The 25533-nt window shown below is 39.3% G+C and carries 28 protein-coding genes and 2 pseudogenes; 4 read left to right on the top strand and 26 right to left on the bottom strand.

Annotated features, from left to right (window positions below; genetic code table 11):
- Positions 1-63: 63 nt before the first annotated feature.
- A pseudogene (locus tag MKY80_RS09395) lies at positions 64-304 on the top strand (transposase); the annotation flags it as partial.
- A gap of 187 nt (positions 305-491) precedes the next feature.
- Here MKY80_RS09395 and MKY80_RS09390 read toward each other — a convergent pair.
- The 13 genes from MKY80_RS09390 to MKY80_RS09330 form a co-directional block, all read right to left on the bottom strand.
- The gene (locus MKY80_RS09390) at positions 492-1178 is read right to left on the bottom strand and encodes a hypothetical protein (RefSeq protein ID WP_255250292.1); all 687 of its coding nucleotides are present in this window, start codon (positions 1176-1178) and stop codon (positions 492-494) included.
- A complete protein-coding gene (locus MKY80_RS09385) occupies positions 1178-1669 on the bottom strand; it encodes an ECF transporter S component (RefSeq protein ID WP_171366071.1) in 492 nt (163 codons plus the stop codon). The genes MKY80_RS09390 and MKY80_RS09385 overlap by 1 nt, the downstream gene beginning before the upstream one ends.
- A gap of 32 nt (positions 1670-1701) precedes the next feature.
- Positions 1702-2094, bottom strand: coding sequence for a bifunctional adenosylcobinamide kinase/adenosylcobinamide-phosphate guanylyltransferase (locus tag MKY80_RS09380; RefSeq protein ID WP_043990657.1), 393 nt, complete (start codon positions 2092-2094; stop codon positions 1702-1704).
- The gene (locus MKY80_RS09375) at positions 2046-2642 is read right to left on the bottom strand and encodes a histidine phosphatase family protein (RefSeq protein WP_107921893.1); all 597 of its coding nucleotides are present in this window, start codon (positions 2640-2642) and stop codon (positions 2046-2048) included. The genes MKY80_RS09380 and MKY80_RS09375 overlap by 49 nt, the downstream gene beginning before the upstream one ends.
- Positions 2615-3391 (bottom strand): adenosylcobinamide-GDP ribazoletransferase, encoded by a 777-nt coding sequence (cobS, locus tag MKY80_RS09370; RefSeq protein WP_089985163.1) that lies wholly within the window; start codon positions 3389-3391, stop codon positions 2615-2617. Before cobS ends, MKY80_RS09375 begins: the two co-directional genes overlap by 28 nt.
- 20 nt (positions 3392-3411) lie before the next feature.
- The gene (locus MKY80_RS09365; protein WP_008179842.1) at positions 3412-3987 is read right to left on the bottom strand and encodes a bifunctional adenosylcobinamide kinase/adenosylcobinamide-phosphate guanylyltransferase; all 576 of its coding nucleotides are present in this window, start codon (positions 3985-3987) and stop codon (positions 3412-3414) included.
- A gap of 12 nt (positions 3988-3999) precedes the next feature.
- Entirely contained in the window at positions 4000-4608 is a 609-nt protein-coding gene (locus MKY80_RS09360) for a histidine phosphatase family protein (protein ID WP_342532692.1), read from the bottom strand.
- Positions 4605-5699, bottom strand: coding sequence for a threonine-phosphate decarboxylase (locus MKY80_RS09355; RefSeq protein WP_239355039.1), 1095 nt, complete (start codon positions 5697-5699; stop codon positions 4605-4607). The genes MKY80_RS09360 and MKY80_RS09355 overlap by 4 nt, the downstream gene beginning before the upstream one ends.
- Entirely contained in the window at positions 5686-6642 is a 957-nt protein-coding gene (cbiB, locus tag MKY80_RS09350) for an adenosylcobinamide-phosphate synthase CbiB (protein ID WP_008181892.1), read from the bottom strand. The genes MKY80_RS09355 and cbiB overlap by 14 nt, the downstream gene beginning before the upstream one ends.
- Positions 6639-7322, bottom strand: coding sequence for an adenosylcobinamide amidohydrolase (locus MKY80_RS09345; protein WP_342532688.1), 684 nt, complete (start codon positions 7320-7322; stop codon positions 6639-6641). The genes cbiB and MKY80_RS09345 overlap by 4 nt, the downstream gene beginning before the upstream one ends.
- Before the next feature lie 205 nt (positions 7323-7527).
- On the bottom strand, positions 7528-7710 hold the full coding sequence (locus MKY80_RS09340) for a hypothetical protein (RefSeq protein ID WP_025115645.1): 183 nt from the start codon (positions 7708-7710) through the stop codon (positions 7528-7530).
- 104 nt (positions 7711-7814) lie between these two features.
- The gene (locus tag MKY80_RS09335; RefSeq protein ID WP_089984789.1) at positions 7815-9173 is read right to left on the bottom strand and encodes an aspartate kinase; all 1359 of its coding nucleotides are present in this window, start codon (positions 9171-9173) and stop codon (positions 7815-7817) included.
- 528 nt (positions 9174-9701) lie between these two features.
- Positions 9702-10454, bottom strand: a complete 753-nt coding sequence (locus MKY80_RS09330; protein WP_008175990.1) for a glucose 1-dehydrogenase — start codon at positions 10452-10454, stop codon at positions 9702-9704.
- Positions 10455-10834: 380 nt separating this feature from the next.
- Here MKY80_RS09330 and MKY80_RS09325 point away from each other — a divergent pair, with 380 nt between their 5' ends.
- Positions 10835-11449 (top strand): TetR/AcrR family transcriptional regulator, encoded by a 615-nt coding sequence (locus MKY80_RS09325; RefSeq protein WP_090003169.1) that lies wholly within the window; start codon positions 10835-10837, stop codon positions 11447-11449.
- A gap of 64 nt (positions 11450-11513) precedes the next feature.
- Here MKY80_RS09325 and MKY80_RS09320 read toward each other — a convergent pair.
- The 3 genes and pseudogenes from MKY80_RS09320 to MKY80_RS09310 all read right to left on the bottom strand — a co-directional run.
- Positions 11514-11636: pseudogene (locus tag MKY80_RS09320) on the bottom strand (hypothetical protein); the annotation flags it as partial.
- A gap of 19 nt (positions 11637-11655) precedes the next feature.
- Complete coding sequence (locus MKY80_RS09315) at positions 11656-12066, bottom strand: hypothetical protein (RefSeq protein WP_237068772.1); 411 nt, start codon at positions 12064-12066, stop codon at positions 11656-11658.
- A 107-nt stretch (positions 12067-12173) separates the two neighbouring features.
- Positions 12174-12653 (bottom strand): RNA polymerase sigma factor, encoded by a 480-nt coding sequence (locus tag MKY80_RS09310; RefSeq protein ID WP_008175981.1) that lies wholly within the window; start codon positions 12651-12653, stop codon positions 12174-12176.
- 291 nt (positions 12654-12944) lie between these two features.
- Here MKY80_RS09310 and MKY80_RS09305 point away from each other — a divergent pair, with 291 nt between their 5' ends.
- The gene (locus MKY80_RS09305; RefSeq protein ID WP_342532680.1) at positions 12945-15122 is read left to right on the top strand and encodes a DNA topoisomerase III; all 2178 of its coding nucleotides are present in this window, start codon (positions 12945-12947) and stop codon (positions 15120-15122) included.
- Between the two features lie 67 nt (positions 15123-15189).
- Here the strand turns inward: MKY80_RS09305 and MKY80_RS09300 are convergent, their stop codons facing one another.
- The 6 genes from MKY80_RS09300 to nagZ form a co-directional block, all read right to left on the bottom strand.
- Positions 15190-15375 (bottom strand): hypothetical protein, encoded by a 186-nt coding sequence (locus MKY80_RS09300; RefSeq protein WP_342532678.1) that lies wholly within the window; start codon positions 15373-15375, stop codon positions 15190-15192.
- A gap of 213 nt (positions 15376-15588) precedes the next feature.
- A complete protein-coding gene (locus MKY80_RS09295) occupies positions 15589-16770 on the bottom strand; it encodes a NupC/NupG family nucleoside CNT transporter (RefSeq protein WP_008175975.1) in 1182 nt (393 codons plus the stop codon).
- Positions 16771-16836: 66 nt separating this feature from the next.
- A complete protein-coding gene (locus MKY80_RS09290) occupies positions 16837-16977 on the bottom strand; it encodes a hypothetical protein (RefSeq protein WP_164908691.1) in 141 nt (46 codons plus the stop codon).
- On the bottom strand, positions 16977-17684 hold the full coding sequence (gene deoD / locus MKY80_RS09285) for a purine-nucleoside phosphorylase (RefSeq protein WP_008175971.1): 708 nt from the start codon (positions 17682-17684) through the stop codon (positions 16977-16979). The genes MKY80_RS09290 and deoD overlap by 1 nt, the downstream gene beginning before the upstream one ends.
- 201 nt (positions 17685-17885) lie before the next feature.
- On the bottom strand, positions 17886-19322 hold the full coding sequence (locus MKY80_RS09280) for a helix-turn-helix domain-containing protein (protein ID WP_237068771.1): 1437 nt from the start codon (positions 19320-19322) through the stop codon (positions 17886-17888).
- Positions 19323-19388: 66 nt separating this feature from the next.
- Positions 19389-21089 carry a beta-N-acetylhexosaminidase gene (gene nagZ, locus MKY80_RS09275; RefSeq protein WP_089984795.1) on the bottom strand — a complete coding sequence of 567 codons (1701 nt, stop codon included), beginning with the start codon at positions 21087-21089 and terminating at the stop codon, positions 19389-19391.
- A gap of 190 nt (positions 21090-21279) precedes the next feature.
- Here nagZ and MKY80_RS09270 point away from each other — a divergent pair, with 190 nt between their 5' ends.
- Entirely contained in the window at positions 21280-21675 is a 396-nt protein-coding gene (locus MKY80_RS09270) for a hypothetical protein (protein WP_008175965.1), read from the top strand.
- A 111-nt stretch (positions 21676-21786) separates the two neighbouring features.
- Here MKY80_RS09270 and MKY80_RS09265 read toward each other — a convergent pair whose 3' ends face one another.
- From MKY80_RS09265 to MKY80_RS09250, 4 genes are all read right to left on the bottom strand, one after another.
- On the bottom strand, positions 21787-22206 hold the full coding sequence (locus MKY80_RS09265) for a YxiJ family protein (RefSeq protein WP_089984797.1): 420 nt from the start codon (positions 22204-22206) through the stop codon (positions 21787-21789).
- 102 nt (positions 22207-22308) lie between these two features.
- Positions 22309-22542, bottom strand: coding sequence for a hypothetical protein (locus MKY80_RS09260; protein ID WP_128472280.1), 234 nt, complete (start codon positions 22540-22542; stop codon positions 22309-22311).
- An 821-nt stretch (positions 22543-23363) separates the two neighbouring features.
- Entirely contained in the window at positions 23364-24257 is an 894-nt protein-coding gene (locus tag MKY80_RS09255; RefSeq protein WP_089984799.1) for an SDR family oxidoreductase, read from the bottom strand.
- Positions 24258-24541: 284 nt separating this feature from the next.
- Positions 24542-25483, bottom strand: coding sequence for a rhodanese-related sulfurtransferase (locus MKY80_RS09250; RefSeq protein WP_008175955.1), 942 nt, complete (start codon positions 25481-25483; stop codon positions 24542-24544).
- Between the last annotated feature and the right edge of the window lie 50 nt (positions 25484-25533).

Raw genomic sequence — 25533 nt, 5'->3', positions numbered from 1 at the left:
GTGCGGGGTCTCGTCTGTCTCGCTTTCCCGCAGGAGTCGAGCGATGCTTCTCCAAACAACGCAATGTATCATTCTATTATTTTAGTCACACTTTCCTTTATAATAAAAGAATGAATATGTAGGTGGTGCCCCAATGATTTCAAATCAGGAAACCAATGGACGTAATGCCATTCCTCCAATTCGCATGTTTAAGTACTTATTATTAAAAGCGATGAATGATGTATCAGACGTCGACCTAGTAGAGCGCTCAAAGTATGATATGTCATTCAACTATTTCTTGGATATGGCAACAGAAGATCCAGTGAGACAGAAATAAGGCACTTCCTGTTCAAAATTGAACAAGAAATGCCTTATTTTTATTTGAAAAAGGTTCGCTTTTATGAAAACATAAGTTTTTCAGTGCCCTCGTCTATTCATGGAGGTCGCTTTAAATGATTCTTGTACCGCTCGTTGGATTATTTTCAAGGCAGTCTTTTTGCTCTAAACATACCCTATTGCATGGGACTTATCCGTAGTTTTTCAAAATTTCTTTGGAAAAATTGGTGGGCCAACTGCTCTTTCTCGGGATGAACACCAAGTAAAATAACTGTACTTGGTCCGGCTGATTTGGTCATATGATGAGAACACTCCACTACTTGCTCGCCAAAAAGGCGCACACATTCACCTTGAAGTCCCTTTGATCCGACAGGCCACACTTGCTGAACGATTTCCGCCAGCCATGCCTGATAAACAGGTTGCAACTGCGCCACATCATCAGGCTGTGCTAATAGTTCCTCGCCAACAAGTGGTAAGCCGTATGTGTACCAACTAAGCTGTTCAGGGTTCCATGCTTTTCGCTGTTGTATTTCCCCAAGCATAGTAATTGCTAGACCTGACTGTAATGTTGGCATATTGGATTCCGAACTACCAGCAATAGCTGGACAGGATAGTCCCGTTTCCTCGAACACTTGCTGAATGCCACTTTCATAGCGTGACCATGCCGCATCCCCTGAAAAATTAGCAAGTAGAATTTGAACAGGAAGTGCCTGTGCAGCCAGCTGTTCTAGAAATGTCACACGAGCTGTCATATAGGCTGTCAATTGATCGGATGCCGGCACAATATCTTGTGGCTTTTCCCCGATGGCTGCCGCATTATCCATTGTCGCAATTAATCCGCCCACTTTCATAGCATTTCTCACTAAACTCGACCTGCCTTACGCACAAAAACTTTTGACAGAATGGGCATGACTACCGCGACAATCATTAAATTAATAGCGGTTGCTATGAAAATACTCGCTAAAGCACCCCAGAAAAAGGCAGGACTAATAATAAAATAAAATGGCAGTGGTGCTACGATGCCGTTTAATATGAGGGCAACTGGCCATTTCCATACATGCATGCCTTTTTTATGCATGACCGCAAAAATCCAGACAACGATAAACATTTCTATAGCAATAATGACATGGAGTGGGCCAAGTGGGAAGCCAGCAGTTAATGCGCTAATAAAATGACCAATGAGACCAGCTACCCCAGCTAATAATGGCGATAAAAAGACCACACCTAAAAAGGCAGGTGCTGAATCAAGAGCTGCCGTTGAAATAAAAGCGGGTACTTTAATGGCGGCTCCTACAGCACAAATGGCCGCTACCATAGCCGTTAGTATCCATTTCATTAATTTTTGTCGATCCATTGCATTTCCTCTTTTCCGTTAGTATGTTGACCTTACTTGAGTTGCTCGCCAATCCCGTACCAAATACGCACAACTTGCTCCGCTTCAGCAAATAATGCTTGGTATAGGCGGCCACATGTATCACGTAATAAACGTGCTTGTTTTTCCATCGGTACAACACCGCGGCCCATATCTGTCACAATAAGTGCCAGCGAACAATGTTGGGCAAGGGCTGATAACTTAGTGAGGGCGGATTGTACGACCAGCTCATCTTCCTCAAGGTTTTGTGTCATAAGCCATTTCTCCATATGTTGAATGACTAGGATTTCACAGGCTGGTGCAACATCCGGTAGTTCGCCATCGATAAGTACCACCTCGTGTTGTTCATATAAACGCATTACATAATCGGTTTTTCCGCTATAGGCGCCTCCGATAAAAACATGCATCTAGCTCCCTCCTCCCAAGCCTTTCTAGTAAATGTTAAATTAAATTGATGATCATGTGGCACTTGGTATGACCAAAACGGCTGCTCTATTGGCGCATAGGCAACGAGTAAGGCACGAATCACCCCGCCATGAACGACTAAAACATAGCAATCCTCATTCTTTGGTAAATGGTTGAAGCCTTCTACCACTCTTGCCACAAAATCATCAAAAGCCTCGCCTTGTGGCGGTGGCGAATGAATAGGGTCATCCAACCATGCACGGTAACGAGCATCCTTCTTTAACTCCTCATAGGTTTTCCCCTCAAATTCACCAAAATTGGATTCACGAAACCGTTCATCTGCTTCATAGCTAGCATTCGGAAAATAATGGGCGGCTGTGACTCGACAGCGTTGTAAATCGCTGCCATATACCTTTTCGACACCTGCATCCACTACAGAGAGCTTGGAGATATCAGCTAATGGTGCGTCCGTCCACCCCAAATAACGCTTTTCTAAATTGGCCTTTGTGGGCGCATGCCGCATTAAGCACACAGTAACAATGTCACCCATAGAACAACCTCCACCCCTTCAATCGATGCACCTAGTAGATCACCCGAGACACCGCCAAAATTACGCAATGTAAATTGTCGAAAAATAACGAGCGCAAATGCTAAAACGATCACTAATAGTATTGGTAGCATCGAGAACTTTGTGATGATCAGCACAACCGGCATGACCAATAAAAGAGACAGTAGCATCATTATTTTTAATAATTTCACGTTGATATGCGACTGAAAGAAATAGGCAAGGCCTTTTTCCTTTGAACAGTTAAGTGACATAAAATAAAAGCTCATGCCGACCCTTGTTAAAAAAGGAATGAATACGACCATCCATAGTGCAAATTTATTTTGCACAAAAAGCTCATGTAAAACGACAAATTTCCCAAATAACAAAAAAAGTATTGATAGCACTCCGAAAGCACCAACCCGAGGATCATCTAAAATCTCAAGTCGTTTGTCCCGATCGCGATAAGAAAAATATGCATCTCCCATATCAATAAAGCCATCCAAATGTAAACCGCCTGTCCATAAAGCAAACAGCCCGATAACGATAAAGGCAAGCATGACCTCGCTACTAGCCGTCCATTGTGTAAGGCAGTAAAGAACTCCGGCTACAGTTGTGCCCATCAATGCCCCTAGCCATGGCAAGCAAGCAAACATCCCTGTAATCGTTGACCTTGTTAAAGGTAATTCCTTATGTACGGGCAAAACCGTAAAAAATTGAAATGCCAACAGCAGGCTATGCCAAAAACTTTTCATCGTCTTGCCTTCCTTCTCGATTATTTCCATCTCTTTACGATACCATAATTCATTTCATACGCCTCTTGGGCCGACGCTACGAACCATTGGTGGAGCTGTCCTAATGTTCTTCGATACAGCTCCACCTCTTCGTTCTGATAAGGTGGCTCATCAAACAGCTCATTCGACACCACTAATAATGTCACGTTCTTCGTTTGCAGGGATTGAATGGCCTGTTTAACAGTTCGAAGCTTAGATGCTAAACAGCCAGGCTTCGTTACACAGGGTGCTCCACAATCATAACCTTCATAAAAAGCATTCGTCAGCCAAGTAGTGACGCAATCCCATAGCACTACATCCCCATCCTTGAGTGTCTCAAATACGGGTGCGATGTCATAAGGGGCCTCCACTGTTAACCATTTTATTGGCTGGGCTAGTCGATCAGCTTGATGACGATCAATTCGCTTCTCCATTTCATCATCCAAAGCAATACCAGAAGCTATATATATTAAACGTTTTTCTATATTAGGCTGTGCTTGGAAGTGCTGTATGGCGGCTTGTTCTGCAAAATGAGATTTGCCACTACGCACACCACCAGTAATAAAAATGAGGGGCATTCGTAATACCTCCTATTGTAAATGATGTAGAGTACCAATCTCTTGGATTACCCACTGCTGTCCCTGACGTTCAATCACGGTGACACTTGTCCCATGAATATAAGGAGCTGTCCAAAGCTCACTAATATTGCGTTGTAAAATAGCATTAATCATGCATTTAATAGTCACCGCATGGGAAACGATCAAAATAGGCTCATCACGATGTTGCTCCGCTATTTTTTTCAACGTATACATCGCTCTTTCTGTGACAGCGCCAAAACTTTCCGTATGGGTTGCGATAAATTGCGCAGGGTATTTCGTATACAATTCATAATCAAGCCCATTTGTCATCAAAATGTCCTCAATTCGCTTACCTTGCCAATTCCCTAAAAAAATTTCCCGTAAATTATCCTCATAGTAAACCGGTAATTGGCGATGAGCCGTCAGAATATCCATCGTCTCCTTCGCACGACCACTTGAACTACAATAAGTTGCCGCAAATGGGATTAACTGTAGTTGCTGCTGTAATTTAGCAGCCGCTTCCCTACCATTGTCCGTTAACGGAGAGTCCAACCATCCTTGTAGTCTTTGCTCCTGATTCCATTGTGTTTCCCCATGTCTTACTAGATAAAAAGTTGTCACTTTTCTCTCCCCTTATTTGCGTTAAACCACGCCTGCAGACAATTATGTAAATACGTCATGGCCGCAATATCTTTAATCCCAATACGAAACCATTCGCCCTGTAATCCTTTAAAGTTTTTCGTATGACGCAGGACAACTCCCTGTGCTAAACAATACGTAAAAAAGGCATCCGACTGCTGTTCCTTTGGCAAGGAAAAGCACACGTAATTCGTCACACTATTAGTGACAACACAGCCGTTTTCTTGTAAATAACGATGCAACTGCTCTCTTTGCGTTGTCGCATAGGCAATTGCCTGCTGACTATATTGCTGCTCATCCAAACAGCCTGCACCAATGACCAGTGCAAAGGCATTTAAATTCCAATGGGGCAGCATGTCCTTTAGCTCACTGACAATAGAGGCATGAGCAACTAAATAGCCAAGACGTAAGCCAGGTATTGCGTACATTTTAGTCATCGAACGCACAACGAGGACATGTGAATTTTCCATACTTTCATGCATGAGAGAATTCGCCTCATCGACCCAATCCATAAAGGCTTCATCGATGACAAGCTCACATTTGACAGCACGACCATGCTCTAATAACGCTAGTAAAACTTCCTTTTCTGGCAATACACCTGTTGGATTATTCGGTGTACAAATATAAAGTGCATCCGCTTCCACCATTTCTTGTTTAAGTCGTTCCATTGGCAATGTGTATTGGATAAAGTCCGTCACCAAAATCGGAATAATAATAGCTCCTGCAGCTAGCAATGTTCGCTCATATTCTGAAAAAGTAGGATGGACGACAATGACGCGCTTTTGCGCATAACGTCTCGCAATAACACTAAAGAGCTCTGACGCCCCGTTGCCTAGTAAAACCATATCCTTCGCCACTTGATGAAAAGCAGCAACCTTTGATAGAAAAGGCTCTCCATCTGGATCTGGATAGCGTTGAATGAGCGGGTAAAATGTACGCCAACGTGCCTCGACAAAGGATGGTGGTCCTGCCGCATTGACATTTTCACTAAAATCATATACCTCTTCAGGCATCGTTAAACCTAATTGCTGATAAACATTTTGCGGATTTGCTCCGTGATTAGGTAATAGCATAAATGAACACCTCCACTGCTAACATGACAAGCGTAAAGAGCACCATGGCAATACGCATATGAATAATAGATGCCATTATATGTTCCTTTGTTAACGGAACTAATTTTTCTCCCATAATCGCCCGATGCGAAACAACGCCTTGATAAGTATTTTTCCCACCTAGTTGGACGCCAAGCTGCACTGCTGTTGCGGCCTCTAAATAACCACTATTTGGACTAGGATGCTTTTTAGCGTCTTGCGCCCAACGCTTTAATCGTTGTCCAAATGAGTAACTCGTTTCATTTTTTGTACCTAGCACGATAAGAAAGCCCGTAATACGACTTGGAATAAAATTCAGGACATCATCAAGTTTGGCAGAAAACATGCCAAAATCTTTGTATGTTTCATTTTTATAGCCGACCATGGAATCTAACGTATTGACAGCCTTGTAGCCCCATAAACCGATAGCACCAAATAAAAAGGCATAAAATAGTGGGGCGGTCACTCCATCACTTGTATTTTCTGAAACGGTCTCTACTACACCACGCACAATCTCATCTTCCCCCAGCTTTTCTGTATCACGCCCAACAATCCATGATAACTTGACGCGCGCTTCCGCAAAATCACCTTTTACAAGGGGCTCATAAACTGCCAGTGCCGCCTCCTTTAAGCTACGTTGTGCAAGCCCAATACCTATTAGAAGCCCTTCGACTAAAACACCAAAAATCAAGCTTACCTGATAGCTGAGTAGTAAAATAAGTGTGACCACAAACATCGTTGTCCCTACAACGGCAAGTGCCATCACCATACCACGCAGTTTCCGCCATTTGCCTTGATTCCATAAAGCTGTTTGTGATTGAATCAGCTTGCCAATCCATCGCACAGGATGCGGAAGCTTCGGAGGGTCTCCTACTAAAATATCGAATATAATTCCTATGATACAGGCAATCACTATGGCAATCATAACGCCTTCTCCTCTTTATCCTTTTTGTATTTACGAATAGCCTCACGCATCGTTTCATAGACACCGTAGCCAATGACCTTGCCTAGCATTGTGATAGGACCGGCATATTGATGGTAGTCCCCTTCTTCTGTAGCAGCAATGAGTAAGCTATCAGTGGATGTTCCGGTTGCTTGCGTGCCTGTTGTAGGATCAGTTATACCTTCATCCGCTAACGCCTTCACCTTCGCCTCCGTTGTCGAAATCATAGCCTGAAATAACGCTTCATCAGACAATCTCCCGTTAATAAGCACCCATGTATTAATCGTTCCTGCATGGTATTGCTCCGCACGATGAAAAGCACGTGTAATATCTACGGCATTGCCTAGACCCGCAGTAATCATAATGACTAGATGAATACCTTCATATGTAAAATCACGAATGGTCGCAAATTTGGCTTGGACTGCCGTCATCATCGCCACTGTGTTATCGACTGGAAAATCATGCGCCTGCAAAAAATGCTGTAAATCACGATGTGGCTGTCGATCATCATACGTAATGGGCACAGTCCGATTCATCAGATGAGTAAAATAACCAAAGCCTGGATTATGCATAGCAGAAGATACAACCTTCATAGGTGAAACCGCTTGAAGTGCTACATATTGGTCAGAAATTTGAATATGATCCTTTGAAATTATGGGCATTCAATCGCCTCCTGACGATAAATAGATTATGAACATAAAAAAACAAATTCTTACAAAGAAGAATTTGTACTGTCGATTCTTTATTAAAATTTGAACCTTCTGAACGTTTGTACAGAATAACAACTTCATAATACTCAAATTATTTATTTTCTTTGAAATTGTATCATAAGTTTGCCTGTTGCCACAATTCCATTTTGACGTGTTGTTACTGCTTTTGTTTAAGATTTTTAAAGCGGATTACGGAGCCAATGATGATAAAGACCCAACCAATAGCTATGTAAACTACTTTCATTGTTTTTGTCGATGACGGTAAAATATCCATAATCGTTAAACAGACAAAAAGTATCCCAACAACCGAAAAAAGCATACCAATCGTTAAATTCTTCATGAAAAACCCTCCCAACTATGTACGCCCTCGATTTTACCGTATTCTTAGCAAAAAGAAAACACTAATCCAAGTATGGAACCCTTGGATTAGTGATAATTGTGTCATTAAGCTTTCGCATGGGCAAAAAATTCTTCATATAACGCCTGTAAAATGCGGTTTTCAAATTCCTGAAGTACTCCAAAAACGAGACTTACTTCAGAAGAGCCTTGATTGATCATTTCAATGTTTGCGCCGGTTCTTGAAATCGCTGTAGCAGCACGCGCAGCTAAACCTGTGTTATGGCGCATACCTTCACCAACAATCACGATCATCGAAAAACCATGACGCATTTCTACATATTCAGCATGTAGCTCTTCTTTCACTCGACTAATAATACGCTCTTCATTATCAGGTGATATCTGATTCGAACGCATAATGACTGAAATATCGTCTAAGCCAGAAGGTGTGTGTTCATAAGAAATATTTTCATCTTCTAAAATTTGTAGTAGCTTTCGTCCAAAGCCTACTTCACGATTCATCAAATATTTAGAGACATATAAAGTTGAAAAACCACTGTCTGCCGAGATACCTGTAACGGGACGACCTGTTGCAGGACGACTTGGTACGATACGAGTACCTGGGGCTGATGGATTATTTGTATTTTTTATGTTAACGGGCACCCCAATCTTGTAGACAGGCATTAATGCTTCATCATGGAACACTGAAAAGCCTGCATATGATAATTCGCGCATTTCGCGATACGTAATTTCTTTAATTTCCACTGGATCATTGACAACCTTCGGATTCGCGGAGAACACACAATCCACATCCGTAAAGTTTTCATATAACTCCGCTTCAACAGCTGCTGCTAAAATGGAGCCAGTAATATCAGAGCCTCCGCGGTCAAATGTCCGCAATACGCCCGCTTTAGTGTAACCGAAGAACCCTGGGAACACAATAATTTCTTTTGTGTGTTTTAAAGGGGCTAAATTAGCATACGCTTCGGGTAAAGCAAATGTTCGTTCAGGTAAATCATTGACCACTAATCCATCCTTAGGACTTACATAGCGTGCGGGCATTCCAATTGCATTAAAATAAGCGGCAATAAGCTTGGCGTTATTATCTTCACCTGCTGCTTTAATGCTATCAATGAATAATTCCACGTTTGTTTTGTCACCTTGTACACGTTCACGTAAATCTTCCGCAATCACGTCACAAATGGCATCATCTAACCCTAAACCATCTGCAATTGCTCGAAAACGATCGACTACAATATGCAATTTGTCTTCGGTATCTTCATGTTGTAACGCGGCAGTTGCTAATTGTATTAATAGATCGGTTACTTTTATATCGTCACCAGATCGTTTACCTGGTGCTGAAACGGCAACGATTTTACGTGCCGGATTAGATTTCACAATATTTGCTACTTTTTGAATTTGTTCTGCGTTTGCTACAGATGTTCCACCAAATTTACACACGATCATATCTATCAAATCCTAACTTTTTCAAATTAATTGTATTCCTCCAAAAAACAATTGACTGTACACAGTGTACAAATTATCGATTCCTACGTCAATACAATTTAAAAAATTCGCGCAATTTACTGAGAAATATGGACAATTTTCGTACTGTTTGATTTATTATACGGATTTCGTATGAAATAGTTAAGGTTTTTATGAATTTTTTTTCGTGATATTCACAGATTCGTGAAATTTTCCGTTTTGACTTTCTTCTATATAAAGAGGAAAACGCTTACTCCCCACTATGATATGCACAAACATCCTCGGTGTTTGTGCTAATTTGCAGGCGAAAGGAGGGTTTTGAGTAGGAGGACGAATGCTTCTGGACAGGTTTTTTTCTAGAAAATAGCTACATCACTTTTTTGCCAGTATGTAAAACTTCATGACGAGTATGCTTGAACTGTGGATGACTTTATCCATCTCTCCCTCACATGCAAAAAAACTAGGATCACATGTAATTAGTGAAACCTAGTTTTTCCAAGCTATTTTCGTTTAAATTGCCGTCCAGCCGCCGTCAATGACTAATTCTGCGCCTGTCATAAAGCGTGATTCGTCAGAGGCAAGGAAGACTACTCCATAGGCTACGTCCTCTGGTGAACCAAAGTACGGTAGCTGTGTATAGGTTTTGTAGAAAGGTAAAGCGCCCCCTTCTTCCATCGTTGGCGCTGTCATAGGCGTAACGATGATGCCTGGGTGAACAGAATTTACACGAATATGATCTTTCCCATACTCTACCGCAGCCGATTTAGATAACACCCGAAGTGCTCCTTTTGCTGCTGTATAAGGACTTGTCCCTGCCATTCCCACGATTCCACCAATGGAAGAAATATTGACAATAGATCCGCCACCAGCCTTTTGCATTTCTGGAATCACATATTTCATACCAATGATACAGCCATTTAAGTTAATGTCCATCACTTTATTCCATTCGTCCATTTCCATGTTGGCAATCGTTTTTGGTGATGAAATTCCTGCATTGTTGACTAGTACATCGACTTTACCATATGCCTTCACTGCCTCTGCAATTACTGCTTTCCACTCGTCCTCAGACGTTACATTATGTGAAAGACCAATAATATCTCCACCATTTTCTTTAATTTCTTTCACTAAGTTATTCAATGGCTCGATTTGCACATCTGTTGCAATCACCTTTGCCCCTTCTTGTGCAAATAGCTTTGCCTCAGAAGCTCCCATGCCCATCGCTGCTCCCGTAATAATCGCTACTTTCCCATTTAAACGTCCCATCTATAAAACTCCCTTTCTATTATCAATCCATTTCCTCCGAGCAAATGTCACTAGATGTTTTCAATCCGCTACAGAAGCTAGAGGCTTCATTTTGCTTCAGCAGATGTTTGAACACCCTCTAAAAAGAGCATCACAAGCATACATCCTCCCCCATAGAAAAGGGACATCTCCGTATGTTTGATATAAAATTGCTGAATCAGATAAATGAATAATTCGTGAAAACATTAACAACTAGTTGTATTATCGACACCGTGTCGTTAATATAATTATAACTGTCTGTTCAAAAAGGGCAAACAACATAAGAGCATGAATTGATGTATTGACAACATGTAAGGCTACTATGTTGTGTAAACGATAAATTTAATACAAGGAGCTTAAAAATGTCGAAAAAGATGGACCCTCGTGTCATAAGAACGCGCCAACTATTAAGAGATGCATTAGTGGAGTTAATAGATGAACAAGGCTATGAGAAGATTACTGTGCAAGATATTACTCAACGGGCAACCTTGAACCGTGCCACTTTCTATTTACATTACCGTGACAAATTAGATTTACTGTACCAGAGCTCTCAGGAAATCTTACATGAATTAGTAGGAAGTATTCACCCAACGTTTGAAGAGAAGAGAGATTTTGATTTATTGCCTCATTATGATCAGCCTCATGAGACATTTATGCATTTGTTTGAACAAATTGCGCTGAATAGTAAGCTTTACAAAGTCTACCTCACAGAAAAAGATATCCCTTATTTTTCTGCAGGCTTAAAAAAGATAATTATCGATTTTGTATCAAGTGGTATTCAATTGATGGAGCCTGATGATCAAAAATTAACCGTACCGCGTGAGATGGCTATCCGTTTTTATGCCGCTGCCTTTCTTGAGGTGATCGTCTGGTGGTTAGAAAATGATATGCCCTATACGCCAAAATTTATGGCGACTCAGTTAATGCGTATTACCATTAAAGGACCCTACTTGGATAACCCCTTTCAGCAATCTTAAAAGCTGGCATTTCCTATATGCCAGCTTTATTGGTTCACTACGTATTTTTTTGCCTGTACATGTCTTATGCATTGGATGGAGATTTACAAACAACGGACCATACCTGTTCAAATAATGCTTGATGGTCACTGTTGCTCCATCTTTCAGCAAAATACGGGTTGTGGAAGTACGTAAATGCTGTCATAAGGGGTTATTTTGGCTGTACCTCAGCGGATAGGTTTCTCAAAATTCCAGTTCGTATAAATGACAGCTGCCGTTACTGGCTCTGTAGTCTTATCTTCCGTGAAACCGCCTATTAGATTACCTACTCTAAATGTCGGCTCAAAAAATTGTTCTTCCTTAGGGGGTGCGGTTGGACCATCTATCCCCAATTTCGTCTCATCTGTAACGACTACTTTCATGCCGTTATCCAACGTAAAGCTCAGTCCATCTTCTCCAACTTCTGTGATCACTCCTTCGATATTGACTACTGCACTTGCCGCAGGAGCTGAATGATCCACCATAATTCTATCTGTTAAATCGATTGTTGTGTCATTGTTTACATTGACTAAAGAAGCGACTACCGCTATTACTGCACAGGCAACTAAACTTCCCACACTTATTCGTACTTTTTTCATAAAGACCCTCTTTTCTTTTTGTTGAAATTCCATCATCTCGTTTTCCATCTTTATCTTAAATTCTTCGGAAGCATGAATCTGCTTCATCACGTTTTTATAAGCATTCATCAGACCGTACTCCCTTCTTCTAATATGATTTTCAATTTCATTCGTGCCCGTCTTAGCTTTGAGCCGATCGTGTTGACGTTCATTCCTAATAGATTGGCGATTTCTGCAGTTGTATAGCCTTCATAATAATGTAAATAAACAATGACTCTCTCTTTTGGATTCAGCTCAAAAATTTCCGTAAGCACCATTTGCTCCTCTTTGGCGATAAAGGACATTTCTTCGGTAATTGGTACCGTCTTCTTCACACGGGCAGACTTAAAGTAATCCTTACATTTATTGAAAGTTACTTTGATGAGCCAAGCCTTTAAATGATCTTCATGATCGAAGGGCTTTTTCTGTTTCATAAGAGTCATATAAACCTCTTGGACAATATCCTCCGCCTCAGACATATTTTTTGTCTGATGCACAGCAATACGGATTAAGGTGTCACTATATGTTTGAACAATCTCTTGAACACATAAGCCAGCAAACTTTTTCATATTTCCTATCGAGCCTCCTTCTTTTCATAATACGATTCATCTTTTAAAATTCGTGCAATAGGCCATTTTTTTACTGGTATGAATTATTGGTGACAGTCCAAAACGAAAAAAGAAGGGAAAATAAATCCCCCTCTCCTTAAATTTTCATAACAGATTTCATCACCATCTCAGGAAGGATTTCATAATAAATATCAAATAGATCGACAAAATGTTTGGTATAACCGTTATACTGAATATTAATTTATAATGATATGACAAGAGTTGGAATGATTAGTTACAGGAGAATGATAGATGAAAATAGTAATTGCAGAAAAACCAGATCAGGCTGCCAAGTTAGCTGCTCCCTTTTCTTTTACTAAAAAGACAGGATACTTTGAAGTCAAAGCCAACTCATATTTTCCCAATGGAGCCATTATTACTTGGGCAATTGGGCATTTATGTGAATTAAAAACACCAGAAGAATATGATCCAACATGGAAAAAGTGGAAATTAGAAACATTACCCATTATTCCCGATCGATTTGAATATAAAGTTTCTAAATCTAAGTATAAACAATTTACTATCATAAAAAATCTAGTTAAAAGACCAGACATTCAAGAAATTATAATCGGTGGAGACGCCGGGCGTGAAGGAGAATTAATCATTCGTACCATTTTAAGGGTATGTGGTGTAAACAAACCGATGAAACGATTATGGATATCGTCCTTAACGGAAAACTCGGTCAAAAATGGCTTCTCAAATTTACTGCCCGAAGCGAAAACGAAGGATATTTATTACGAAGCATTAAGTCGTTCCTGCGCAGATTGGTTAATTGGCATGAATACGTCGAGATTATATACGGTCCTACTTAAGAAAAACGGTGTCAAAGATGTCTTTTCCATTGGCAGAGTTCAGACCCCAACCCTTGCGTTAATTGTTCATAGGGAACATGAAATCGCGAATTTCGAATCAGAACCTTTTTGGGAAGTCGAAGCAGTCTTTCATTTCGCAGGTAAAATGCTAAAAGCAAAATGGCATAAAAATAATATGTCAAGAGTATCGGAGGAAAAACAAGCGATAGCCATTGCTAATTTCTGTCTACATAAAAATGTAGAAATAACGAAAATAAATAAAGAGACGAAGGAATACGCACCGCCTCTGTTATTTAATTTGTCCGCGTTACAGGCTACAGCAAATAAGTCTTATAAGTTTTCGCCACAAAAAACTCTTGATATTTTACAAAAGCTTTATGTAAAAGGTTTAGTTTCATACCCAAGATCAGATTCGCAATTTTTAACAAGTGAAGAAGCCAAAACACTACCAACTATATTAAACAATTTGAGCAAAATAGATAAATATAAAAACCTTCTTCCTCCCCCAACAAATTCAATTATGAATAACAAAAGATATGTCAATGAGAAGAAGGTTACGGACCACCATGCGATCATTGTGACAGATCAAATACCTAACCTGGCTAAGCTAAGCATGGAAGAAGAAAAGATTTACGATTTAGTAGCGAGACAAGTCATTGCAGCACATTATAACTATGCCATTTTTGCGTACACAACGATTCATTCGCTTGTCGATAAACGAGCTGAGTTCATTTCGAAGGGGAAGGAGCAAATTGAGGAGGGTTGGCGTAAAGTCATTTATCTATCTAAAGAAAATGCATCTCAAGAGGAAGAAGAAATGCTTCCGCTTCTTCATGAAAATGAGCTCGGGACTGTGGCTCAAGCTACCGTTAAAAAAGGGGCAACACAGCCACCTAATAGATATACAGAAGGTCATTTAATTACATTAATGAAAACAGCCGGTAAACACCTAGATGATGCTGAGTTAGAAAAGGTTTTATCTAAAACGGAAGGATTAGGAACTGAAGCAACACGAGCCGGCATTATTGGTACACTCAAAGACAGAAACTATATTGAAATAAAGAAAAACCAAGTATTTGCTACATCTAAAGGTATGTTATTAATTGAAGCATTAGGTGAAAACAGCCTACTGACATCACCCTCGATGACCGCAAAATGGGAGCAGCGACTATCTGAAATTGGTGAAGGACATGCTTCTCCTCAAGCATTTATGGAGCAAGTAAAAAAGCTCACCTATAAATTGATTACAGATGCGCATGAACGTGAAAAAGTATGGGCATTCGATCAAAAGGAAGTCGACAAAATCAGTGCCAATAATCCTTATCAAAAGAAATATAAAAAAGAAAAAACTGTTGTCGGAAAGTGTATTCTTTGCGATGGCTCTATCCTAGATCATGGTACTTTTTACGGCTGTTCAAACTATAAAACTGCCAACTGTAAATTCTCAGTTTCAAAGAAAATTCTCAGTAAAACCATTTCACAGACAAATGTAAGAAAGCTACTTGCCACTGGTGAAACAGACATGATCAAAGGGTTTAAAAAGGGACAAAAAACCTTCAATGCGCATCTTATTTGGGATGAAAAAGAATATAAGGTACATTTTAAATTCCCTCAATAATTAGGGCATTTTAGGTGGTACACATCAAAGGGCGATACATAGATACCGCCCTTTTGCTCCCACTTCCTCATAAGAAATAGTTTAAAGCATTGCTCCCAGAAGTAATTAACGCTAATAAACCTGCAACCATCACCCATATTGCATATCGGTTTTCTTCTTTCTTTCTCTTCCCTATCCAAAATAATATGAAGCTGATGCATAATAAAACAACCCCTATTATTGCACCTGTAATAATCCCTATCATCATGCCCATTTCCTATAGCCTCCTTATCTTCTCACCAATCTTTCAATCTATTTTCATTGTAGCTGTCAATCATCACTTTTTTCTTTCTCATTCCTTACATATTCATTAAGTATTAAATACTTCTATGTTCAATCGTACACCGCCATCATAAAAACACCTTAATAGGTAAACTATCAAGGTGTGTCTCGTCTTAAAGCCTTCATTATTTTTATAGTTAATCGATCAAAATACAATACCGATAATGATTGCCGATAAAACACTGACTAGTGAAGCGCCATAGAGCAATTTTAATCCAAAGCGCGCAACCACATTGCCTTGCTTTTCATGTAGCCCTTTTACGGCACCTACGATAGTCCCAATGGAGCCAAAGTTTGCAAAGGATATAAGGAATACAGATACAATGGCTGCCGTACGTTCACTAAAGCTATCTTGGATTTTAACGAAGTCCAGCATAGCAACAAATTCATTGGCCACAAGCTTTGTCGCCATAATACTACCCGCATTAACCGCTTCATGCCAAGGTACACCCATAAGAAAGGCAATTGGCGCAAAAACATACCCTAAGATACCTTGGAACGAGATGCCGAATATGCCATTAAACAGACCATTAATAAGGGCAATTAACCCAACGAAGCCTACTAACATAACGCCAACTATAATGGCTACTTTAAAACCATCCATAATGTATTCGCCTAGCATTTCAAAAAATGTTTGCTTTTCGCCTTCTTGCACTTCGATTATATCTTCCTCCGCCTTCACTTCATACGGGTTAATGATAGAGGCGACAATAAAACCACCGAATAAGTTTAATAATAAGGCGGCGACTACATACTTGGGCTCTAGCATCGTCATATAGGAACCAACAATTGACATCGATACAGTTGACATCGCAGAAGCACATAATGTATAGAGACGGTGCTTCGGTAAAAATCCAATTTGGTTTTTCACCGAGATGAATACTTCATTTTGTCCTACTATAGCTGCAGCGACCGCATTATAAGATTCTAGTTTTCCCATTCCATTTATTTTACTTAGTACTAGACCAATATACTTGATAATAAACGGAAGGATTTTATAATGTTGCAATATTCCGATTATTGCGGACATAAAAACAATGGGCATTAACACATACAGGAAAAAAGTATGCGCTCCTTCATTAGCTATCCCACCGAATACAAAATTGGTCCCTTCGTTTGCATACTCTAGTAATTTGGCAAAACTATCAGCAAATCCTTTAATTAATAATTCTCCGATACTTGTTTTAATCAGAAGAAATCCTAGTATAAGCTGGATGACAATCATCACAATGATTGGACGATACTTAATCTTTTTCTTATTATTACTCGCAACCCATGCTAAAAATAAAACTAACAGTAAACCTACTATAGAAATTAAATAATGCATCTATTCCCCTCCGTAACTTTCCACGTGTACCATCAACATTTAACGAATCCTAGCTTGTCCACTGGATCAGCCTAGACGTTTTTCGGGCGTTAAATTAGCTAAATCTACCATAGCAATGGAGCTACCATTTTCAATACCCTCCACTGCTATCCAGACAAAATGACATTCATCACTTTCTTGCTGTCCTTCTACCCATTTACACGGCACTATTCATCGATAATGGTAGTCAAAGCAACGTCCACCATTTCATAAAAGGACTTTTCGCTTTCCTCATGTGTTAAGCATTCATTTGTGAGTAATTGACTCCCTACCGTCAAAATGGATAATGCCTTTACCCCATATTTAGCAGCTAGCGTATAGAGCGCTGTGCTCTCCATTTCTACCCCTAGCACACCGAATTCCATAAACTTGTGAAGCCTGTCTAATGTTTCACGATAAAATTCATCCGAGTTATATATATTGCCTACAAAGACATTTCCTTTTTTACCTTGTGCCTGCTGATACGCCTTCATTAATAAAGAAAAATCTGCTGTAGGCGCATAATTATTGCCTAAGAAAATTTTCTCCGTCAAATTACTGTCTGAGGATACTGCTTGGGCGAGGATGATATCACGGATATTAATTTCCTTTTGCATCGCACCACATGTGCCGATACGAATCATTTGCTTCACGCCATAATCGTTTACCAGTTCAGTACCATAAATACTCATCGACGGATTGCCCATCCCTGTCCCTTGAACAGATATCGGCACACCTTTGTACATCCCCGTGTAGCCATACATCCCTCTTACTTCGTTATAGCAAAATGCATTTTCTAAAAAATGTTCCGCTACAAACCTTGCACGTAAAGGATCACCAGGAAGTAATACCCTTTCAGCTATTTCTCCCTTTTTTGCACTTAAATGCCTACTCATTTCTATTCCTCCAAGTCATAAAATTTATCTACAATCCATTAGGTAACCGTTTTCATTTACCATCAAAAAATACCCATAGCTATTTCCAAACCGACTCCTCTTAAAAGGAATCCGTCCAGAAACTACTATGAGTATAAGATTTTTTTACGATGATCAACTAGACCAGATTATTACGTTGTGTACGGAAAATATTTGACCAAATTACTGAAGTAATTCTTTCCGTATGTTATCTAAATCTCTTTTGGAAGGAATCGTTGAAATAATGACAACTGGCACAGTCTTTAGGTCAACAGGGAAATTACTAATAACAAAATCAATCTGTTGCTGCTGGACCATTTCGTCAGTAAGTCCTTTCAAAATGGACGTATTAATAATCAGTTGATCCCCTATTTCATTTTTTATTAGATTCGCTATATAATGGCGGATTGAAAACTCCTCACCAATGACCAAAAAAGCACTTTTACTTTTATAATTAAGGCCAGAACGAACAAGTAATGTTAATTTTGTTAGATGATAGTCATTATATCGAACAGAAGGATAGATTAATTGCCACTTGTGCAGACACGTCTCCATATCTTGATAAATTTGCTGACACTCATGGTGAACATACGCGGTTAAATTACTTTTTGAAATCATCATCCATTCAGGAATGGCATTATCGATTAAAAGCTTGTCAAGGAACTCATATACTTCCAAAATAAATCGCTCATTCCTATTTAAATTCGGGTAAGCCTCTGCCAATAAAGCTAATAGCTGCTGGCCCATTTGATCTTCTTCTCTATTCTTGTATAATTCGATTTCTTTCTGTGGTGTCATCTCTGACCCTTCATAATAATGATATTGGCTTAGACTAAATAGCGCTTGCAGGAAAAACAATTCATTATTTGGCAATTCCATTGAAAATCTTTCTTCCAGTGTCTTCGCAAGTTTTTTTACGGGCCCATAGAAAATACCTTTTTCCCACAGGTAATGACCGTCATTCATTTTTACGTAGTTCTCTTTTTTTATTCGTTCCAGAACAATTGCTACTAAAAAGGATAATTTCCTTTTGGAATTGATGAAATAAACAATATTTTTTTCATTCTCTATAGTTGTGATTAATTGATGAATAACATCAAAGTCACTATTCGTAAATGGCCACCCCGTAAACTCGTAAGCATCCCCATAAAATTTCCAATAAAAATAGCGGATATTCAATTCATTTCCCTTTACTGCTGGCGTCGAGTATGAAATTCGTAATTGATATGGCTTTAAATCATCATTATTTAATTGCATAATCAATTTCTTCAAAGAGGAAGTGCTCATAAACATGGCTTCCGCAAGCTCCTCCATTGAGCAGTGATCCTCATTTGTAAACAATACATCCATAAGTTGATAAAAGGTTGTTTGCCTGAACATGCTGGCAATCACTTCACTAACCGTTGTACTGCGCCCATCACGTTGTAGAAAAATGCCCTTTCCTCTAGACACTTCAATGGTCATCGTTGATGGCAATTGCGAACTAATCTCCTCCACTAACTTTCGTATCGTTTTATCAGAAATATGTAAACTTTGTTCAACCTCTGCTAAGGTAAACCATCTTTGCTCAGCATCTAGCAAAGTTAATAATTGGCTAGCTAATTTGAATTCCTTATCCATGCCTTCACCCTTCTCTATCATTCACAAAAAAGGACATACATATCGATATGTATATCCCTTTCTCTTTTATTTCATATACGTATTTAATAATTGGTCCATACGAGCATTGAGCTTCTTCAGATCCACTGCTGATACCGGATGATTCACAAGCTGATATTTTTCTTTCAGCTGAATGATTCGACGGACACTGTCATTAATTTGCTGCTCTGAGATTTTTCCGTTCTTTACGGCTGCCTTCAATGCATCTATGGCCGTTGTGACATTGGCGAATTCATGGGCAATTAAAATAATATCATTTCCCGCCTTCACAGAATCTACAGCAGCTTGCCCGATACTAAAATGATTCGTAATGGCTTTCATCGTCATATCGTCGGTCATTACAACCCCATCAAAGCCAAGCTGATTTCTTAATAGCCCAGTAATAATTTCCTTCGACATCGATGAAGGGAATTGTTGATCGATTTTAGGTAATAAAATATGGCCGACCATCACCACATCAACACCCTTATCAATGGCCGCTTTAAATGGAATAAGCTCCAGCTTATTTAAATCGTCAAGACTTTTCGACACTTTAGGAAGCTCTAAGTGAGAATCTACTGATGTATCACCATGACCAGGGAAATGCTTGATGACCGGAATCACCTGCTGACTTTCTAAACCTTGCATGGTCTGAATACCTAATTGACTAACGATATCAGGCTTATTAGAAAACGAACGATCCCCAATAATCGGATTGTTCGGATTGCTGTTCACATCCATGACAGGGGCAAAGTCTAGGTTGAAGCCAAATGCCTTTAATTGTTCCCCTAACAATTTTCCAATCTCATAGGAGAATTGTGGTTGATTGATTTGCCCAATCTTTTGGTTCGTCGGGAAATTTTTTAACGGCCCCGGTAATCTGACTACTTTCCCCCCTTCTTGGTCAGTTCCCAAGAATAGTGGCAGTCGATTAGTCCCATTCGCTGTCATCAAATCATTCATCAGTGAGACCGTTTGCTGTGGTGTTTCAAGATTATTGGCATAAAGAATCAATCCTCCAATCTTGTAATCACGAATCAAACTTTTAGTCTCTTGCTGAAGGGATGTGCCTGAAACACCCGCAAACATCATTTGACCAAGCTTTTCATCCAATGTCATCTGGTTGATCGTCTCTGCTATCTCATCCGTTATTTCTGTATAGACAGAGATGTGATGAACAGCAGGATTGGCCTCATTGTCAGTCGGCTTTGGCAAAATCCACTTTAGTTGATAGTTGGCGTTCACTTGATACACCAAAATAATTTGATCGGTCTTTGTATCCTGATAATAGCGGACCTCATCCGGCTCGCCTAACTTATTTTTAATATCTGCTAAATGAATATTCCTTATATTTGCTTTAAACGAACGGATATCGAAAGCTTTTGTACGTTGAAAGCCAATCGTTATCTCTTGTTGAAGAAAATCTTCGTATTGTGCATTAGCGGTCTCCATTACTTGCTGAGGGTCCCCCCATTGCTGATGAACCGTACGACTATCTGATTCCCCTGCGGTAAATGGCACATCAGGTACTTTCCCTTCTCCCGCTAGGTTGACAATTTCCTGAATGACTACGTCAAGATTTCCGGTATCGCCGCCCTCAGTAGCAGTATCGCTATGCTCTTGGACTGGGGGTGACTCCGAATTTCTAGTCGTTTGTGTGGCTGGTCTCATCTTCATACCGATAAAAAAGAGCAAACCCATTAAAATCAGCACAAGAAATACGAGAAAGCCACGTCTTCTTTTATGCATGAAAAAACCTCCTCAATCCAACCATTAGTAGTAGCATATCATTCTACCAGCTAACGTTATCATATCTAACGAATGAATTCAAAATATGTGAAATCAACAGAAACAACTCTCTCTTTAGAAAATATTATCGTAAGCTAGCAAAAATGCGGAGGAAGATGTTAAAATATTCTCATAAAGGGGGAGGCAAGGTATGGGGAAATTAAGTAAAAGGAATATATTGTGGATTGTACCCATCGGTATTTTAGGGGTGTTTTGGTACTTCTATGGTCCACAAAAGGATATTACAGACAATGAATATATTACATATGTAAAAAACTATTCTTATGAAAATAGTACAAAAACATTAGAAAATGGCTTTGCTGCTGCCTGCGAAAATCCGTATTGGGTTTATTTTGAAACACAGAAAAGACAGGATGTAGTCGAGTTCGAAGGAGATTGCTCCATTGATAATAAAGTTACAAAGGTCAATATGCAATTCCTTGTGGACAATGACAGGACAAAAGTTCAATCAGGTGCGATGTTAGTAGATAGTAAAATGCAGGAAGAAACGGATCGAGACCAGTTTTTACTAGCATTGGTCAAATAATTAGCGAATACCCTCATAATTACAACTATGAGGGTGTTTATCATATATCGGTGGATCTTGCGTCAGAAAACATAATCCAGAATGGGCTAACTATAACAAAAATTTTCAAGTTCATTTCAAATTTATTTTTGTGTATAGATTCTGTCGTTTAAATGGATAGTGGTTATTTGACAACAGTTGTAATAACCATTTTCTCGTTTGTTCATGGGTTTTATATTCTTGAAAAAAATGATGATAGTTTGCTATTTGGCCTTCCAAAAATTCATATTGATTATAGTATTCAAAAAAAGACTTATATAGCATATCAATTTGTCCCTCTGGAATTTGATTTATTACATCGCCTAAAACATAACTTAACGTTCCTGATATGTTCACACAGTAGTAACGAAAATCTTCATAGAAATCTACCACATCAGGTAAATTCAAAAATTCTGTTCGATAATCCTCACATATTTTATTAATATCCTTAGTAGGAAATGGCTTTTTTAATTCATTTTCCAATTCAGCTAGTTTTTTTATTATATTATCCATATTTCGGCCCCTATAAGTGTGTCATTTAACAAATTTATTTTTTAGTCAAAGCACAAACGTTCTTAAGCTTCTTTTGGGAAGGTTCTTGAAATGCTTGCCGCACTAAAGCAGCAATTCGTTAAATAAGTAAATTTGTTTTGCGTAGGATTCCCAATCTTTATTATCAGTATTTATTTCAATTGTAGGAATGATTGAATTTGCTGCTTGACTCCTATACGCTGGTTGTTGTTCTAATAATAATTCACATGCCAATTTCATTTCTTTTGAGGTTTTCCCCTCCCATTCATGAGGATTTCTTCTACATATTATTCTTTGCTCTAAATTCTCTGGTGACACAGTTAATAAAGTACATCTCGCCCGCATTTCAAGTAACTGGGCTTCTAATTCCTTAATTTCATCTGATATTGAATGAGAAAATGCAACCCGATGATTTAAATGAAACCTTTCAAATATAAAGAATAAGCCTTTTGAACGTTGGGTTTGTCCAACTATCCTGCTCCGCTACTTTTAGTAGAAAAAACTCTACTCCATATGGAAGTAAAGCCCCCATAAATCAATTCGCTAATAGATATTTATTAGAAGTTATTAACCATTACATTTAAAAAACTAAACATATTCGGTAATATAAAAATCAAAAATAGCCCTGTAAATGAGAAGGTTATAAATCTTTTCCTATCTATGCCAACTCTTAATTCCCAGAGTCCCAAACAAACTAAATACAAACCTATCAACATACTAACCATTGGTAATAGTACTAAATAAATATTCATTTCATTTTCTCCTTTTTTATATGTAGCTCTTCTAACTGACATAGTCCGTTTACTCTAATACGGTCAAAATGAGTATAAGTTCCAATTATAAGTAAATTATCCATTCAAAAAAAATAAAAACTCCGCCTTATAGAAGAGACGAAGTTTAAATTCATGGTACTACTCTAAATAGCTTTAGAAAGTTCATTTTGCAGGATTATTATTATCCTCCCTGATAACGATAGCTACTGTTACCTCCTACATTATTCCATACAAATATTCATTGTCGAGTTGGGATATCTTAGGTCTATTTGTTTACTAACTAATATCCGTTCCCTTGCCCTATTAAAGTAGTAGTCTAAGAAACATCACTGATTTCGAGGGAGTCTATTTATCACATACCCAAGCTTACAAATCTATTGGCTTGCCGCCTGTCACCCCATATATCTGACCGGTGATATAGCTTCCTTCATCCGAGGCCAGAAGAACATAAACGGGTGCAAGCTCTACTGGCTGTCCCGCACGGCCGAGAGGAGTATTTTGACCAAACTCAGGTATTTCTCCTTCTAATTTCCCGTTATCCAACTGAAGCGGCGTCCAAATCGGGCCAGGTGCGACACCATTGACACGGACACCTTTAGAAGCAAAGTACGAGGACAGGGATACCATAAAGTTGCTTATCGCACCTTTTGTAGCGGCATAATCCATGAGAGATGAGGATGGATCGAAAGATTGAACTGATGTGGTGGTAATAATTGCACTTCCTGGCTTCAGATGCTCTTCAGCAGCTTTGACGGTCTCGAACATGCTGATGATGTTTACTTTGAAAGTGTCTTGCACTTGGTTGATTGTTAGGTCACTTAGAGATGGCTGTGCGATTTGTTGCGCAGCATTTAATACCAGCAGGTCCAATCCACCAAAGGCTTCCACTGTTTTTGTAACAATCTCTGTCGCAGTACCATCTTCCCGTAAATCATATGGTAGCAGTAGTGCTTTTCTGCCTTCTTTTTCAATTAATGTTTTGACTTCGTTGGCATCTTCCTCTTCGCCCGGGAAGAATTGAATGGCCACATTCGCCCCTTCGCGTGCGTAGGCAATAGCAGCGGCACGACCAATCCCAGAATCGCCTCCGGTAATTAAGGCATTGCGCCCTTCCAGACGATTGTATCCTTTATATGATTCTTCTCCACAGTCAGGTTTGGGGCTCATTTCATTCTGTAGCGCTGGAGTGTTCTGTTCTTGATCTGGGAATTTTCCCGTATGATATTTCTTACGTGGGTCGGTTAGATGTGGGTTTGCCATTATCAATCATCTCCTATATTAATTATTTTAAAAACACTTTGTGAGCTTGCACTAATTAAATGCGGTTACATTTTTTGAATACCCTGTGATCATTTACTCTAAACAGCTACAGTCATTTACTCTTTTCCTACAAAAGAAAAAACACCCCATGTAAGCGAGCAAACTAGTCCGATTTTGAAATGGATAGTTCGAACACTTACACTGAGTGTTTTAAGTCCCTCTATATAGTTAGTAGAGGGAAAGATATTTAATATTGTTTTGTATGTTTAACTAGCTGTTCATACTTAAACTTGTAACGCCTCAATCGTTTGGGCTACTTGTTCTTCTGTTAAATTATGACGCACGATGTAGCGGTTGCGCTCATGCTTTGTACATTCAATTGTACAGCCACCTAAATGCTTGGCTTCATTTTCTTCAGATGCGATAATTTGTTTGTTACATTCAGGATTTGCACAGTTAATGTAACGTTCACAAGGCTCTCCGTCATAATGATCCCGACCGATAATCACATGCTCTACTTGATTGATGGGCACCGTTAAGCGCTCATCAAATACATACATTTGTCCGTCCCATAATTGGCCTTTCGCAACAGGGTCTTTTCCGTATGTTGCAACACCGCCATGTAATTGACCGACATCACCAAAGCCTTCACGTTTCATCCAACCTGAAAACTTCTCACAACGAATGCCACCCGTGCAATATGTTAACACATTTTTCCCTTCGAATAACTCGCGGTTCTCACGTACCCATTCCGGTGTATCCCGGAAGTTTTTTACATCTGGTCGAATCGCACCACGAAAATGGCCGACATCGAATTCATATGTGTTACGCACATCTAATACGACTGTATTTTCATCCTGCATTTCTGCAAGGAATTGTTCTGGTGACAGGTAGCGACCTGTTAATTCATGCGGGTTTACGTCTTCTTCTAAGCCTAAGTTTACTAACTCAGGTCGAGGGCGTACGTGCATTTTTTTGAAGGCATGATCATCCGCCGCATCAATTTTGAAGACAATACCTTCAAATAATGGGTCAGCTTGCATGTTTGCCATGTATTGCTCTGTTTGCTCAATCGTACCTGAAACAGTACCGTTAATGCCTTCATTGGCTACTAAAATACGACCTTTTAAACCGATCTCTTTACACATTTCTAAGTGCGTTGCTGAAAACACAGCTGGATCTTCAATCTTTGTGTAATGGTAATATAATAAAACTTGATAATTCATTGTTTTCCACCTATCATTTCAATATTTGCAGGATATTCCTGATAGTGTCT

The sequence above is a fragment of the Lysinibacillus sp. FSL R5-0849 genome (genome assembly GCF_038595075.1).
GTDB lineage: Bacteria > Bacillota > Bacilli > Bacillales_A > Planococcaceae > Lysinibacillus > Lysinibacillus fusiformis.
The sequence above is the reverse complement of the archived record's forward strand: the minus strand, read 5'-3'. Positions and strand labels throughout refer to the sequence as shown.